This is a genomic window from Paralcaligenes ureilyticus, assembly GCF_004346225.1.
Classification (GTDB): Bacteria; Pseudomonadota; Gammaproteobacteria; order Burkholderiales; family Burkholderiaceae_B; genus Paralcaligenes; species Paralcaligenes ureilyticus.
Genome location: NZ_SMAJ01000004.1, coordinates 80,279 through 96,269, shown reverse-complemented (window position 1 = coordinate 96,269; position 15,991 = coordinate 80,279). Strand labels below are relative to the sequence as shown.

Below are 15,991 nucleotides of genomic sequence, written 5' to 3'. Positions count from 1 at the left end.
ATGTGTGTAGCGGCAGCCCTTGTGGCTGCCATCCGCGCACAAAAAGGCCACTACATTTTCGAAGCGGCCTTTTTTTATTTCATGCTGCCTCCCACCGTTCGCTTGCATCACGATATCCTCCAAGAATCGGACAATTCATCGGCTTCCAGCTCTGCCAGGATTCGTCGGCTTGCAGCTAACTAACTAATCAATTAACATACCACGCTCAATCACAGGTACTCAAAATTCGGCTGGCGGCATTTGGTTCCGTAGGGCGTTGCCGTCGCAAGCTGCGAGAGCTACCTGTATGGTCCAGGCATGGCAGCCACAAGGGTTGCCGCTACAAAACGGTAACACCTGGCACCCTCAGACCTCAGGTCGATGCGTGCCGCCGCGAAGTGAGAAGGTTTAGCCCATTTTTTTAGAGCCAATACCTAACTAATTAGTTAATTAGAGAATCGATATGGAACAGAAGCCCGAACAACCGACGCCTGGCGGTCGGCGATTGCATAAAGACGACACGCCTGGACGTGAGCGCCTGCTGGACACCGCAATCCTGCTGTTCTCGGATCGCGGCATCGCCAACACGACCATTGCGCAGATCGCGAAGGAGGGGAAAGTGACCTCGGCGATGGTGCATTACTGGTTCGAGACGCGCGAGAAGCTCTACGATGCCGTGGTCGAGGAACGTCTCGGGCCACTGATACAGGCGATCTGGGAACCTGCCGACATCGAGCACGAAAGCGCTATCGAACTGATCCGAGGGCTGTTGACGCGGATGTTCGAGGTTACGGACGTCGCACCTTGGGTACCGTCGCTCTGGCTGCGAGAGATCGTCCAGGTCGGCGGCCTGCTGCGCGAACGCCTGCTTCGCCGTATCCCACGCGACCGCAGCAATGCCTTCCGCCAGAAAATCGTCGAGGCGCAGTCCCGCGGCGAGGTCAATCCGGAGATCGAACCCACTCTGTTGTTCACCTCGATGCTGGCCCAAGTGATGTTGCCGCAGGCGACGACCTCTTGCGTCTGGCACGAGGACAATACCACGATGAGCCTCGGCCGCGAGCAGATTCGGCGCCACGCTGTTGCACTTTTGATGAGGGGTTTGGCGGGGCCTGCGATTCGCCCGGAAGAACTCAACGGGGGGCGAAAATGAGCGCCTCCTCCTCCCGGCTATCGCAGGTTCTTGCTCCCCTCAGTCTGCTTTGCCTCACGGCGCTCGCCGGCTGTGCCGTGGGGCCCAACTTCGTTCGGCCCGATGTGGCTCAAAACGCCGGCTACTCGCGGGACAAGCTAGCGCCGACGACAGCTTCGGCTGACGTGGCGGCAGGAGGCGCCGCGCAGCGGCTTGTCGCCGGGATGGATATTCCCGGGCAATGGTGGACGCTCTTTCGCTCACCGACGCTGAACGCGCTGGTCGAAGAGGTGCTTCGGGCCAATCCGGATGTTGCCGCCGCTCAGGCCGCGCTTCGCCAGGCCAACGAACTTGTCTACGCCGATCAGGCATCGCTGTTTCCATCCCTCGGCGCCACGGCGTCCAGCACCCGGGAGAAGATATCAGGGGTGAGCTCGACCGGCCCGGCCAGCTCCAATAGCTCGTTTTCCCAGATTCTGACCGTCCACTCAGCATCGTTGAATGTTTCCTACGCCCCGGACGTTTTCGGCGGCACCCGCCGCCGGATTGAATCGTCCTCCGCGCAGGCCGAGTTCGAGCGCTACCAACTGGAGGCGACTTACCTGACGCTAAGCTCGAATGTCGTCAACACGGCCATCAATTTGGCGTCCGTGCGCGAGCAGGTGGCTGCAACCGAAAAAATCATTGGGCTTCAGAACGATCAGCTCACTGTTCTGAAGTCTCAGCGGCAACTTGGGGCGATCGCCAACACCGGCGTACTCGCTCAGGAGGCGGCGCTCGCACAAACGCGCGCCACGCTGCCCGCCCTGCAAAAGCAGCTCGCGCAAACCCGCAACCAACTGATGGCCTATCTCGGCCGCTTTCCCAACCAGGATCGCGGCGAGAGTTTCGATCTGGCGTCCCTCCATCTGCCCGAGGAGCTGCCGGTCAGCCTTCCCTCGGCCATCGTGCGGCAGCGGCCAGACGTGCGTTCCGCCGAGGCTCAACTGCATCAGGCCAGTGCCAATATTGGCGTTGCCGTGGCCAATCAACTGCCGCAGTTCAACCTCACCGCATCGCTAGGCTCCAGCGCGTCGAGCGTGAGCAAATTGTTTACGTCAGGCACAGGGGTCTGGGGTCTCGTTGGGTCGATCACACAGTCGATCTTCGATGCCGGGGCACTCGAACATCGCAAGCGCGCAGCCGTGGCGGCGTATGACGAATCGGCCGCACGGTATCGCGGCACCGTGGTCACTGCATTCCAGGATGTGTCCAACGCGCTGCGGGCACTGGAAGCCGATGCCGACGCGCTCACCCAGCAGGTGGCGGCCGAACGCGCCGCGCGCGAAAGTCTGGACCTCGCGCAGGCTCAGTTCCGGCTCGGCGCGGTTGGCTATCTCAATCTGCTTACCGCGCAACAAACCTATCAAAACGCCGTGCTTACGCGCGTGCGGGCGCAGGCCGCCCGCTATAGCGATACGACTGCGCTGTTCCAGGCACTGGGCGGCGGATGGTGGAATCGCACCGATGTGGCTCCCGCCACTTCAGGCAGTTCGACCGATTTGAACAATAGAACTAGTGAGAAGACTCATGGCCGAAACTAAGACCGCCTCGTTCCCGTCCACCCAGCCGGCCGAACCCGGCGGCACGCACAAACGACGACTGCTTCGGCCGATGGTTGCCATGATCGGGATGGTCGTGATCATTGTCCTGATCATCGGTGGCGTGAAGTTCATCCAGATATCGAAACTGATCGCACAATCAAAGGTTCCCCAGCCGCCCGCCGTGGTGACGACCATCAACGCGCAGTTTGCCGATTGGCAACCGAGCGTCTCTGCCGTGGGATCGATGAAGGCGGTTCGCGGGGTCGATGTGACGACAGAAGTTGGCGGCATCGTCCGCACCATTGCGTTCAAGCCGGGGCTGGATGTCTCGGCCGGCGACCTTCTCGTCCAGTTGAATGCGGATGCCGACATTGCGCAGTTGCACTCGCTCGAGGCGACCGCGAACCTGGCCGCAACGGTTCTCAAGCGCGACAAGGCTCAACTTAAGGTGAACGCGGTGTCGCAGGCGCAAGTCGACGCTGACGACGCCGACTTGAAAGCGAAACGCGCGGCGGCGGAGCAACAACAGGCTTTGGTCGCGAAGAAAACGATCCGCGCACCGTTTGCCGGGCGGATCGGGATTACCAGTGTCAATCCCGGTCAATTTCTCAATCCCGGCGACAAAATCGCGACGTTGCAGACGTTCGATCCCATATACATCGATTTCAACGTACCCCAGTCGCAGCTGGAGGCGATCGCCACCGGCCAAGCCGTCTCGGTCACCGCGGCCGGCCTGCCCAAGCAAACCTTCACCGGGAAAGTGAGTGCCATCGATGCGAAGTTCGACCCGGCCACGCGAAACGTCACGATTGAAGCGACCATCGACAATCCCAAGCAAAGATTAATGCCCGGAATGTTCGCCCGCGCCGTCGTCGAGTCGGGGGCGAAGCAGCCCTACCTCACCGTTCCACAAACCGCCGTCACCTACAACCCTTATGGAACGACCGTTTTCATCGTGGCGCATAAGAAGAACGGCCAAGGCAAGGATGTCCTCACGGCACAGCAAACGTTCATTCAAACGGGCCCGACCCGTGGTGACCAAGTGGCCATCGTCTCCGGCGTCAAGGAAGGCGACGTGATCGTCACGAGCGGCCAGATGAAACTCAAGAATGGCTCGCCGGTAAAGGTCGATAACCGAAGCGTTCCCTTGAACGCCGTATCCCCGACGCCGCAAGAACAATAGGTCTCCCATGAAATTTACCGATACCTTCATCAAGCGACCGGTCTGGGCCATCGTTATCTCGATGCTTATCCTGATACTGGGTTTGCGATCGATCTCCGAGCTGCCCGTCAATCAGTGGCCACGCACCGAAAATACGGTGGTCACCATTACGACCAGCTACTACGGCGCGGACGCGGCCACGGTTGCCGGCTTTATCACACAACCACTCGAATCGGCCATTGCACAGGCGCAGGGCATCGATTACCTGTCCTCATCCAGTATCACAGGGGTCTCGATAATTACGGCGACGCTGCGGCTCAACTACGACTCCAGCAAGGCACTGACCGAGATCAACACTCAGATCAACTCGGTGAAGAATCAGCTCCCGGCGCAGGCCCAGCAACCGGTGCTGACCGTAGCGGTTGGGCAGACCACGGACGCGATGTATCTGGGTTTCTTCAGCGATGTCATCCCCACGAACAACATCACCGATTACCTTGTGCGGGTCGTCAAGCCCAAACTCGATTCGATCGAAGGCGTGCAGACCGCGGAGATTCTCGGGGGGCGTCAATTCGCCCTTCGCGCCTGGCTGGACCCGAGCAAGCTGGCCGCCCACAACGTTACGGCACAGGACGTTTCCACGGCCTTGACGAACAACAACTATTTATCCGCAGTCGGCTCGACAAAAGGGCAGATGGTGACGGTCGATCTGACCGCCGGAACCGATCTGCACAGTGTGGTCGAGTTCAAGCGGCTCGTCGTCAAGCACAACGGCGACGCGCTTGTGCATCTGGAAGATGTCGCCAATGTCACACTGGGTGCGGAGGACTACAACACCAGCGTTGCCTTCTCCGGCAAACGCTCCGTGTTCATCGGTATCAAAGTAGCGCCCAATGCCAATATCCTGACCGTCGCCGAAAGCGTACGCAAAGCGTTTCCCGATCTGCAGTCTCAATTGCCGGCAGGCGTTCGCGGCAATATCGTCTACGACTCCACGGAATTCATCAATACTTCGATCTACGAAGTCGTCAAGACGCTGGCCGAGGCCATGCTCATCGTCTCGATCGTCATCTACCTGTTCCTCGGCTCGTTTCGAGCCGTGATTGTCCCGCTGGTAGCGATACCGCTTTCGCTCGTTGGAACATTCTTCATCATGTTCCTGCTCGGATACTCCATTAACCTCCTCACGCTTCTCGCACTGGTGCTTGCAATCGGCCTTGTCGTTGACGACGCCATTATTGTGGTCGAAAACGTCGACCGCCACATCAAGGAAGAAGGCAAAGGGGTGCTGGAGGCTGCGCTCATCGCGGCACGGGAACTCGGCGGACCCATCGTCGCCATGACCGCCGTGCTGATTGCCGCGTATGTGCCCATTGGGCTGCGCAGCGGCCTCACCGGCGCACTCTTCAAGGAGTTCTGCTTCTCGCTGGCCGGCGCTGTGACCGTGTCGGGCGTGGTGGCGCTGACCCTCTCTCCCATGATGACCTCGCGGCTATTCAGGCCAGGGAAGGAAGAGGGGCGATTCGCGCGCCGGCTCGATCACTACTTTGACTGGCTACGCAGCCGGTACCGCCGGGTGCTTTCGAGGGGGCTGAATGTATGGCCGGTGCTGGTGACCTTTGGCTTTGTTCTGTTCATTCTCGTGGCAGCCAGCGGCATGACTGCCAAGAGCGAGCTCTCTCCGACCGAGGACCAAGGGCTGGTGTTCATGCAGATCAAGGGAGCACCCACCGCCTCGCCCCAGCAGATGGAGACGCTTGCCGACCAGGCATTCAAGATCGCGCGCAAGGAGCCTGAATATGAGCAGATGTTCCAGCTGACGGGCGTGCCATCGCTCAATCAAGGGCTGGGCGGGGTTCTGCTCAAGCCCTGGGGAGAGCGCAGCCGATCCCAGGCAGAAGTGATCATGGACCTTCAGCAAAAATGGAACCAGGTGGCAGGCGCGAAGATTGCCGCCTTTCCCCTGCCGTCGTTGCCGGGTTCCCAGGGCTTGCCGGTCCAGTTCGTCATTACCACGACAGAACCCATCCAGAACTTGAATGAAGTCGCCCAGGCGGTCTTGGCCGAGGCTCTAAAAGAACAACTTTTCTGGTTCGCGGATGTCGACTTGAAGCTCGACAAGCCGCAAGCCAAGCTCGTCGTCGACCGGGAGAAGATCGCCGCCCTGGGGATGACCGAGGCGGATGTCGGCGCGGCGCTGTCGGCCGCGCTGGGCGGCAACTACGTCAACTACTTCTCGACCGCCGGACGGTCATACAAAGTGATCCCGCAGGTGCTGCAGGTCGACCGCCTCAACCCCGACCAAGTTCTGAACTACTACATCCGGACTCCATCGGGGACGATGATTCCCGCTCGTACGGTGGCGCATATTGAAACATCGGTGCAGCCGGAATCGATCAACCACTTCCAGCAACTCAACTCGGCCACCATTGCAGGGGTTAGCGGATTGTCCCAAGGCGAGCTGCTGACGAAACTGAACACGATTCTGCAAAAGGTCGCCCCGTCGGGATACACGGCCGACTACGCGGGCGAGTCGCGTCAGTTCATGCAGGAGTCCGGCGGATTCGTCGGCCTCCTCCTGTTCTCGATTCTCATCGTCTATCTTGCGCTGGCTTTCCAGTTCGAGAGCTTCCGGGACCCTATCGTGATCCTGTTTTCTGTGCCACCGGCGCTCTTTGGCGCGCTGGCATTCATCACAATGGGCTTCGCTTCCATCAACGTGTACACACAGGTGGGTCTCGTGACACTCCTTGGGCTCATCACGAAACACGGGATCCTGATCGTTCAGTTTGCCAACGAACTGCAACGCTCGGGCCGCAGCAAGCGCGAGGCCATTGAAGAAGCGGCGTCGGTGCGCCTACGGCCAATCCTGATGACGACAGCGGCAATGGTCTTGGGCGTCGTGCCGCTCGTGTGGGCGTCCGGCGCCGGTGCGGCCGGGCGTCACGACATGGGCCTGGTCATTTTCGCGGGCCTCTCGATCGGCACCATATTGACTCTACTTATGGTGCCCGCCATGTACATGTTCATCGGCACCACTCATCATCACGAGGCAGAGCAGGAGGCATTCGCCAGCAGTGACATACCCAGTTGAACGCGCCGTTGCAGCCACAGGCTGGCCCGGTAGCGATCGTCGCCGGTGACGCGGTACATGGCGCGCAGTATATCCAGGATATGCGCTGCGCCCAGGCCATCGCCCATGGACAATGGCCCTTTGGGGTAGCCCAGCCCCAAGGACACGGCCAGATCGATGTCGTGGGGCGTGGCGATCGATTGTTGGGCGATATCGGCGGCTACATTGATGATGGTAGCCACCATGCGTTGCCCGACGAACCCGGCCGAATCGTCGATCACCGATACCGCCGTGCCATCCGATGCAAACAAGGCGTGCGCCGCGTCGCGCCACCTGGGTTCGGTGGCGGGCGAACACATCAGCACACGCCGCTTGCCGGGCGCCAGGCCAAAAAAGGTGTCCAGCGCTACCGTGCGGCGACCATCGAGCTGATAGGCGCCCACCACGGTTGCGGTATCTTCGCCAAAAGGCGTCACCATAATCAAGGCATCGTCGGGCGCCTCGTTGCTGGCCACCAGATCAACATTCAAGGCCTTCAACAAAGCGGCCGCGCGCTTGTGCCCCACCGGATGATACGGGGCCAGCCATACTTTCAGCCCTGCCGGCAGGGGCGGCACCGCCGGCTCATCGGGCACTTGCTTGTGCCCATCGGCATAGCGATAAAAACCTTCTCCGACCTTGCGGCCGAGCATTTTGCCGGCATACCGCACGGCGGTAATCGGCGACGGGCGAAAACGGGGTTCATCATAGAACTGCCGGTAAATCGACTCCATGACCGGATGCGAAACATCCAGGGCAGTCAGGTCAAGCAGTTCAAAAGGCCCCATACGAAAACCCGCCTGGTCGCGCATGATGGCATCGATCTGATAAAACGGCGCGACGGACTCCTGGGCCAGGCGCAAGCCTTCGATATTCATGCCGCGCCCGGCGTGGTTCACCACAAACCCCGGCATATCTTTGGCACGCACGGGCGTATGCCCCATATCGCGTGCCAGGGCCATTAACGCGTCGCCCGCTTCGCGCTCGGTGCGCAGGCCATCAATGACCTCGACCACTTTCATCAGCGGCACGGGGTTGAAAAAATGGTAACCCACCACACGCTGCGGACGCACGCAGGCGGCGGCAATCGAGGTAATGGACAGAGATGAGGTGTTGGAGGCGAGCAGGCAGTCTTCAGACACGATGCTCTCGAGCTTCTCAAACAATTCGCGCTTGACGTCCAGCCGTTCGACCACTGCCTCGATCACCAAATCGGCCTGACTCAATGCTTGCAAATCCGTGCACGCGCGCACTCGCTCCAAGGATGCAAGCGCCACATCCGGCGCGATTTTGCCTTTGGCCGACAATTTGTTCCAGATTTCTCGCAGGTTTTCCCGCGCAGCGGCCACGGCCTCGGCATTCAGGTCGAACAACAAGACCGTATGGCCGGCCTGGGCGGCAATTTGCGCAATGCCGCGCCCCATGGCGCCCGCGCCCACAATGCCGATGGTTCTGATGCTTTTCATTTAAATCTGCTCCTGACGTTCTACCGCCGGCCGACTAATTGTTGAATTTCTGCTTCCGACAAACCCAGGCGCTCACGCAGCACCTGCTCGGTATGCTCGCCCAGCAGGGGTGCCGCATGACGGTAATTGACGGGGCTGCCCGACAGCCGCAATGGGCTGGCCCCGACGGGGGCTTGCCCTGCGCTGCCATGAGGCAGCGATATCTGCATGCCGCGCGACTGCACCTGCGGATCCTGGTAAACCTGGTCCATCGTGTTGATGGGCCCGGCGGGAACGCCCGCCTTCTCAAGCTCGGCCAGCCAGTAATCACGCGCCTGTGTCTTCATGGCCTCGACCAGCATGGGCACCAGTACCTCGCGATTGATCACCCGATTCGAATTCGTCATGAAACGCACATCTTCGGCCAGGCCCGGACGGCCTATCACCCGGCTATACGCCCTGAACTGGGAATCATTGCCGACCGCCACAATCAGGTGGCCGTCGGCGGCGGTAAAGACCTGATACGGCACCAGGTTCTGATGGGCATTGCCGGCCCGCTTGGGCGCCACCCCGGTGGTCATGTAATTCAGATTCTGATTGGCCAGCATGGCCACCTGGCAATCCAGCAAGGCCATATCGATGTATTGACCCAGGCCGCTACGCGTGCGTTCGTGCAAGGCGGCCAGAATCCCCACCGTGGAATACATGCCGGTCATCAAGTCGGCGACCGCCACACCCGCTTTTTGCGGCCCGCCGCCGGGCAGATCGTCGCGTTCGCCGGTAATGCTCATGAGCCCGCCCATGCCCTGGATCATGAAGTCGTAGCCGGGCCGGCCGGCATAGGGGCCCGTCTGCCCAAAGCCTGTAATGGAGCAGTAGATCAAGGCCGGATTAATCTCCTTGATGCTTTCATAATCGAGGCCATACTTGCGCAAGCCTCCAACCTTGAAATTTTCGACCAGGATATCGCACTGCCGGGCCAGTTCGCGGATCAGGCCGGCGCCCTGCTCGCTTGCAATATCAAGCGCCACCGACAGCTTGTTGCGATTGGCCGACGCGTAATAGGCCGCTTCCGTCGTGTCGTGACCATTTTGGTCCTTGACGTACGGGGGCCCCCAGCCGCGAGTGTCGTCGCCCGAACCCGGGCGCTCGATCTTGATGACTTCGGCCCCCAGGTCAGCCAGATTCTGGGTACACCATGGCCCGGCCAGAACCCGGGTCAGGTCCAGCACACGTATGCCAGTTAATGGAGCGGGACGTATTGCCATAACAATTCGCGGGCCATTCAGATAAAAGGCCTATTGTGCCTTATCTCGCCGCTGATGTTTAAGGCCAGCCCATAGGGTAAACACAACAGAATAAAGATATTAAGGGTTAACCCTTGATTTAAATTAGGGGTTAACCCTATAATGACACCTGTCAGAACAAATCATGAGTCAGGTATTCAAATGCCCAGCATTACTTATTACCAATACACACGTTTAAGCGATTCGCTCGAGCGCAATCTTATGCGCGACGCACTGAGCTGCGGCGAGCCGTTTTCGATTGTCGACATGGCCAAATCGGTATTTGCCACGAGCAAATCCGTGTTCTCCAAAATCAAGGCCGGCGTCATCAGCTATATGGACTTCTGCTCGGAAGTGAGCATGCTCATGGCCGAAGTACGCGCACGCAATGGTTACTACACCAGCCCCCAATGGGAAAACCGCGACGTCCGTCCCGGAACCGGCTTGGCGTAAATACGACAAAAACAGATCGTGAATAACGTAGTGGCAGCCCTTGTGGCTGCCATTTCGTTCATGGTGTAGTGGCAGCCCTCGTGGCTGCCATTTTTGCTGAACGGGGTGCAGGTGGTTATTGCGCCGATGACACCCACAAGGGGTGTCGCTACAAATGTTGGTGTCGCTACAAATGTTGGTGTCGCTACAAACGTTGGTGTCGCCACAAATGTTGGTGCCGCTACAAAAACGTCCTTAAGCCGAACCCGCCTTGCTCAACAGCTCCTTGAGCATCCCCAGGCGCTGCCTCGGGCTTAGCGCCTGCGTGGCCGGATCCTCTTGTAGCTTCACTTCACCCAGGCCCATCTCTTCAATAAAGCGCGAGGGCTCGCGCACCACGTCTTCCCGCGCCCGGCGGCGTTTTTTGCACCAGGTCAGATGCAAGCTGCGTTGCGCACGGGTAATGCCCACGTACATCAAACGCCGTTCTTCCTGGATGCGCTGCGCCAGCGACTCGGCCGCCCGGGCGGGGTCGCCATCTTCTTCGTCGCGGCCCATATGCGGCAACAGCCCCTCTTCCACACCCGCAATATAGACATGCGGATATTCGAGGCCCTTGGATGCATGCATCGTCGACAGCTTGACCGCGTCGGGGTCCTCGTCGTCGCTACGCTCGAGCATCGTCACCAGGGCCACATGCTGCACCAGTTCAAGCAGACTTAAACCATCTTCGTCGGCCTTGCGCTTGAGCCAGCCCAGCAGCTCCAGCACGTTCTGCCAGCGGGTCTGCGCGGGCCGTTCTTCCAGGGTGTCATACAAATAACGTTCGTACTGGATTGCACCCAGCAGATCATCCAGGATCGGGCCGGCCGCCTCGGCCGGCTTTGCAGCCTTCGACGGCGCGTTATCCTGGCCGCGCCCGGCTCGCCACTGAATGCGCTGAATGAAAGCGCCAAAAACCTGCAAAGGCTCCAGTTGCTTGACGGCCAAACGCTCTGTCGCGCCGATTTCAAACAACGCCGTAAACAAGGAGGTCTGGCGCTCCACGGCAAACTGCCCCAGCGTTTGCAAGGTAGCCTGGCCAATTCCGCGCCGCGGTGTCGTCACGGCGCGAATGAACGCCGGATCGTCATCGTCATTGGCCACCAACCGCAGATAGGCCAGAATATCGCGGATCTCAGCCTTTTCAAAAAAGCTCTGGCCGCCCGAAATCGTGTAGGGAATCCGCAGATTTCGCAGCGCCTGTTCCAGCGCACGCGCCTGGTGGTTGCTGCGATACAGCACCGCAAAATCGCGCCATTGGGCATGCCGCTCGAAACGCGCCGCCGAAATACGCACGGCAATCGACTCGGCCTCGGTCTCTTCGTTGTCCATGGAAGTTACTTGTATGGGTTCGCCCACACCCAGATCGGACCATAGCTTCTTGCCGAACAGATTCGGATTTTTGCTGATGACCTGATTGGCCGCCGATAAAATCCGCTGCACCGAGCGGTAATTCTGTTCCAGCTTGATGATTTTGAGCGCCGGATAATCGGTGGTGAGTTTAGCCAGATTTTCGACAGTGGCGCCGCGCCAGGCATAAATGGCCTGATCATCGTCACCCACTGCCGTAAACATGGCGCGCTGGCCGCTTAAGCACTGCACCAGCCGATACTGACACAAATTCGTGTCCTGGTATTCATCGACCAACAGATACTGGACGCGCGCCTGCCAGCGCTCGCGCACCTGGGCATTTTCTGCCAGCAACAGCGCAGGCAAGCGAATCAGGTCATCAAAATCCACCGATTGATAAGCCGCCAGGGTCGCGTTGTAACTTCGATAGATATTGGCGGCTTCGATCTCGCCCGGGGTCAACGCCGCCAGCGCGGCCGCGTCCGGATCCATGAGCGCGTTCTTCCACAGCGAAATCGTTTGCTGCACCGCGCGCAATCGCCCCTTGTCGGTTGTGGCCAGCATCTCCTGGATGATCGCCAATGCGTCGTGAGCGTCGAGGATGGAAAACTGGGGCTTGAGCCCCAGGTACTTGGCCTCTTCACGCAGAAAACGTACGCCCAGCGAATGAAAGGTGCTGACCGTCAGGCCTTTGGCCAGCTTGCCGTCGACCAGGGTCTTAACCCGCTCGGCCATTTCGCGGGCGGCCTTGTTGGTAAAGGTCAGCGCCACGACATGCCGCCCCATATAGCCGCACTCGCGCAAGAGGTAGGCGATCTTTTGCGTGATCACTCGCGTCTTGCCGCTGCCCGCGCCTGCCAGCACCAGGCAGGGGCCATTCAAATACAGCACCGCTTCGCGCTGCACCGCATTCAAATCCGTAGCGAGTGTATGACCAGGAGACATGTTGGCTAGATTTCCAGAGGATCGACTTCCAGCTGATAACGCACGCGCGCTTGTGCGGCAAGCGCCGGCAAGGCGGCCGACCACTGAGCCAGGAAAACTTGCAAGACCGGGCGGCGGCGGCTCTCAACCAGTAATTGAGCACGCTCGATATCGGCCACGCGCACCACACGCAAAGGCACCGGGTCGTACAGCGTCAAGCCCGAGGCGTCTGCACCGGCCTGTTCCTGCAACAGCGTACGGGCTTGCGCCAGAAATGCCAGCGCCTGATTCAGCTCGCGGGCTTCGGCCGTCAGCAAGGCCTGAAAGGCATAGGGCGGCAGACCTATCGACTCGCGCTCGGCCAAACTGTACTGGGCAAACCCCGCGTAATCGTGCCGTACCAGGGCCTGATAGACAGGCTGCTCGGGATAATCGGTCTGGATGATCACCTGGCCTCCCTGCACATGACGGCCGGCGCGGCCCGCCACTTGCATCAGTTGTGCAAACAAACGCTCCGGTGCCCGAAAATCCTGGGCAAACAGCATGGCATCGGCGTTCAATACGCCGACCAGACCCAAATTGGCAAAGTCGTGACCTTTGGCAACCATCTGGGTTCCTACCAGTAAATCAAACTCCCCGGCATGCACGCGGGCAAACAAGGCCGCCGCACTGCCTTTGAGACGAGTGCTGTCGGCGTCGATGCGGGCTATCCGCGCCTTTGGAAACCATTGAGCCAAATGTTCTTCAACGCGTTGCGTGCCGCGCCCCATGGGGTGCAGATCCTGGTCGCCGCATTCGGGACACGCCCGCGGCGCCTGCTCCTGATGGCCGCAATGATGACACTGCAAACGGTAGTTGCGCCCGCCGCCGCGATGCAGCACCGTGTATGCGCTGCATCGCGGACACTGGCTTACCCAGCCGCAAGAACCGCAATTCAAAACCGGGGCATAGCCGCGCCGATTCAGGAAAACCAGCGCCTGCTCGCCGCGGTCAAGGCGCTCGCCAATGGCCTCGAGCAATTGTGGGGAAAAACCTTGCTGCAAGGCCAACCGGCGAGTATCGACCAGCTTCACCACGGGCAAATCGACGGGACGAGCGCGATGCGGCAGGGACAGTTTCAGGTAATGGCCGCGCTCGGTGTGGTACCAGGACTCCAGCGACGGCGTGGCCGACCCCAGAATGACCGGCACCTGCCTGTCGTGCGCGCGCCAGACGGCCAGATCGCGGGCCGAATACCGCAAGCCATCCTGTTGTTTGTATGAGGCATCGTGCTCTTCGTCGACAATAATCAGCCCAAGCTTGGGCATGGGCGTAAAGATCGCCAGACGCGTGCCCAACAACACCTGGGCATGGCCGCGCTGAACACTGAGCCAGGCCCGCAGACGCTCGCCCTCGGCCAGCCCGCTGTGCAAAACCGCCAGGGCATCAACGCCGGCCAGCGCCGCCAGGCGGGCACGCAGGGAATGCTCGAGCTGCGGAGTCAAATTGATTTCGGGCACCATGAGCAAAACCTGCAGCCCCTGCGCCAATACCGCCTGGGCCGCATGCATATAGACTTCAGTCTTGCCGCTACCCGTGACGCCGTGCAACAACAGCGTTTGGTGGCCCCGCTGCTCGTTAATGATGCGCACGGCATCGGCTTGCTGCGCGTTCAAGGGCGGGATGTGATCGGCTGCGATCGCCTCCACTACGGACGCCGCACGTTTATCTATACGGTGCACCGGCCCGCCGGCCGCACGTTTGCCCTGATAGGCTGCGACCTTGCGCAGACCCGCCGGCAAGGCAGGCAGCATCACCTCCCCCAAGGGCCGCTGGTAATACTGAGAGGCAAATTTAGCCAACCGCATCCAGTCGGCGGGCAGGGGCGGTAAATCATCCAGTACCTGAGCAATGGCTTTCACCCGACTCGCATCGATCGTGGGCGCATGCGGCGTTTCAACCACGATTCCCACCATGTTGCGACGCCCAAACGACACAATGACCCGCGTGCCGACGGCCACTGCGTGATCGGAGGAATAATCAAACAGACCCGGCAGAGGGACATCGAGCGCCACGCGCAGCCAGCATACCGTGGCGACGCCGGCCTCGAAAACATCGGGCTCGTGCTCGTTTATTGTCATGCCGGAGCGCCAAACTTAAAGTGACTTATTAAGTAAAGCGCGGAACACTTGTAAATACGCCATCCTCCATATTCAGACCCAAGCCTGTGGATAACTTTGTGGAAAATCGGAGCAACTACTTTTAAAAAGTCAATCACCGTAAATATCAAACCCGGCCAAAAATAAGTGAAAATAACGATTTACGTATACAAAACAACTATTTACGGAGCAAAGCAAAAGGGTAACTAACAAGCCGCCGCAATTTGTGCAGGGCAATAAAATTATGTGTACAACCTTCGGGGTCACCGTGCAAAATAGTTGCCTTGATCGACGGCTATAGAGGCGCTGAGTGTTTGGATACGCTGTAGCGGTGAACCTCGTCGGTCAGAATCGACACGGCCTCGGGCGGCGTGTAACGAGAAATACCGTGCCCCAGGTTGAACACATGGCCACCTTGTTGCACAGGCCCGAAATCGTCCATGACCCGGCGCGCCTGGGCGCGAATCGCCGATTCGCCGCCAAATAGCGCCATCGGATCAAGGTTGCCCTGAAACGCAACGCTATCGGCTGTGCGCTGACGAGCCCGACCCAGGTTGACCGTCCAGTCGAGCCCGACCGCATCGCAGCCACAGGCCGCTATTTCTTCGAGCCATTGGCCACCGCCCTTGGTGAACACAATAACAGGAACGGCCCGGCCGTCATGCCAGCGTGTAAGGCCTTGCACCACCTTACGGGTATAAGCCAGCGAGAACTCCTGGAAAAGGCCATCGGCAAGCACCCCGCCCCAACTATCGAAAACCATCACCGCCTGGGCGCCCGCGTCGATCTGGGCATTCAGGTACAGGGTGGTCGCCTGCGCATTGATTTCGAGTACGCGATGCAGCAAATCGGGCCGACTATACAACATGCCTTTAATCAGCCGATAATCATCGCTCCCCTGCCCCTCGACCATATAACAGCCTATGGTCCACGGGCTGCCGGCAAAGCCTATAAGAGGCGCCTTGCCAGCCAGTTCGCGACGTATTAGCGCGACCGCATCAAACACATACTGCAAGCGCGACATGTCGGGTACGGCCAGTTTTTCGACATCGCCTTCGGTTCGCAAAGGACGGGCAAAGCGCGGGCCTTCCCCTTCCAGAAAATCCAGCCCGAGCCCCATGGCGTGGGGCACGGTCAAAATGTCGGAAAACAAAATGGCGGCGTCAAGATCGAAGCGCTGCAAAGGTTGCAGCGTGACCTCACAGGCCAGCTCGGGATTTTGCGCCAGCGCCATGAAGGAGCCTGCCCGTGCCCGGGTCTGATTGTATTCGGGCAAATAACGGCCCGCCTGGCGCATCAGCCATAACGGCGTATACGGTACAGGTTCGCGCATAAGCGCGCGCAAGAACACATCGTTTTTCAGAGTAGGCAAAGACACCGGCTATCCTTATTTGAAAACAGGCCTG

General features: G+C 59.7%; 10 protein-coding genes. 5 read left to right on the top strand and 5 right to left on the bottom strand.

Going from position 1 to position 15,991, the window contains the following annotated elements; all coding sequences use genetic code 11:
- The first annotated feature begins 442 nt into the window (after positions 1 to 442).
- From EDC26_RS07245 to EDC26_RS07230, 4 genes are read left to right on the top strand one after another with little or no spacing between them, the layout of a single operon-like run.
- Complete coding sequence (locus EDC26_RS07245) at positions 443 to 1,132, top strand: TetR/AcrR family transcriptional regulator (RefSeq protein ID WP_132580994.1); 690 nt, start codon at positions 443 to 445, stop codon at positions 1,130 to 1,132.
- Positions 1,129 to 2,694 (top strand): efflux transporter outer membrane subunit, encoded by a 1,566-nt coding sequence (locus EDC26_RS07240; protein WP_165930947.1) that lies wholly within the window; start codon positions 1,129 to 1,131, stop codon positions 2,692 to 2,694. Before EDC26_RS07245 ends, EDC26_RS07240 begins: the two co-directional genes overlap by 4 nt.
- The gene (locus tag EDC26_RS07235) at positions 2,681 to 3,877 is read left to right on the top strand and encodes an efflux RND transporter periplasmic adaptor subunit (protein ID WP_132580992.1); all 1,197 of its coding nucleotides are present in this window, start codon (positions 2,681 to 2,683) and stop codon (positions 3,875 to 3,877) included. Before EDC26_RS07240 ends, EDC26_RS07235 begins: the two co-directional genes overlap by 14 nt.
- A gap of 7 nt (positions 3,878 to 3,884) precedes the next feature.
- A complete protein-coding gene (locus tag EDC26_RS07230) occupies positions 3,885 to 6,950 on the top strand; it encodes an efflux RND transporter permease subunit (protein WP_132580990.1) in 3,066 nt (1,021 codons plus the stop codon).
- Here the strand turns inward: EDC26_RS07230 and EDC26_RS07225 are convergent.
- Positions 6,902 to 8,434 (bottom strand): 3-hydroxyacyl-CoA dehydrogenase, encoded by a 1,533-nt coding sequence (locus EDC26_RS07225; RefSeq protein ID WP_132580988.1) that lies wholly within the window; start codon positions 8,432 to 8,434, stop codon positions 6,902 to 6,904. The two genes, EDC26_RS07230 and EDC26_RS07225, sit on opposite strands and share 49 nt — an antisense overlap.
- 20 nt (positions 8,435 to 8,454) lie before the next feature.
- Positions 8,455 to 9,681 carry a CaiB/BaiF CoA transferase family protein gene (locus tag EDC26_RS07220; protein ID WP_132580986.1) on the bottom strand — a complete coding sequence of 409 codons (1,227 nt, stop codon included), beginning with the start codon at positions 9,679 to 9,681 and terminating at the stop codon, positions 8,455 to 8,457.
- A gap of 180 nt (positions 9,682 to 9,861) precedes the next feature.
- Here EDC26_RS07220 and EDC26_RS07215 point away from each other — a divergent pair, with 180 nt between their 5' ends.
- Complete coding sequence (locus EDC26_RS07215) at positions 9,862 to 10,152, top strand: hypothetical protein (protein WP_132580984.1); 291 nt, start codon at positions 9,862 to 9,864, stop codon at positions 10,150 to 10,152.
- Positions 10,153 to 10,386: 234 nt separating this feature from the next.
- On the opposite strand, the gene EDC26_RS07210 is transcribed toward EDC26_RS07215, so the two are convergent.
- The 3 genes from EDC26_RS07210 to hemE all read right to left on the bottom strand — a co-directional run bounded on the left by EDC26_RS07210 (position 10,387) and on the right by hemE (position 15,963).
- Entirely contained in the window at positions 10,387 to 12,468 is a 2,082-nt protein-coding gene (locus EDC26_RS07210) for a UvrD-helicase domain-containing protein (RefSeq protein WP_132580982.1), read from the bottom strand.
- Positions 12,469 to 12,473: 5 nt separating this feature from the next.
- Positions 12,474 to 14,567 carry a primosomal protein N' gene (locus EDC26_RS07205; RefSeq protein ID WP_132580980.1) on the bottom strand — a complete coding sequence of 698 codons (2,094 nt, stop codon included), beginning with the start codon at positions 14,565 to 14,567 and terminating at the stop codon, positions 12,474 to 12,476.
- Positions 14,568 to 14,880: 313 nt separating this feature from the next.
- Positions 14,881 to 15,963 carry a uroporphyrinogen decarboxylase gene (gene hemE, locus EDC26_RS07200; protein ID WP_132580978.1) on the bottom strand — a complete coding sequence of 361 codons (1,083 nt, stop codon included), beginning with the start codon at positions 15,961 to 15,963 and terminating at the stop codon, positions 14,881 to 14,883.
- Between the last annotated feature and the right edge of the window lie 28 nt (positions 15,964 to 15,991).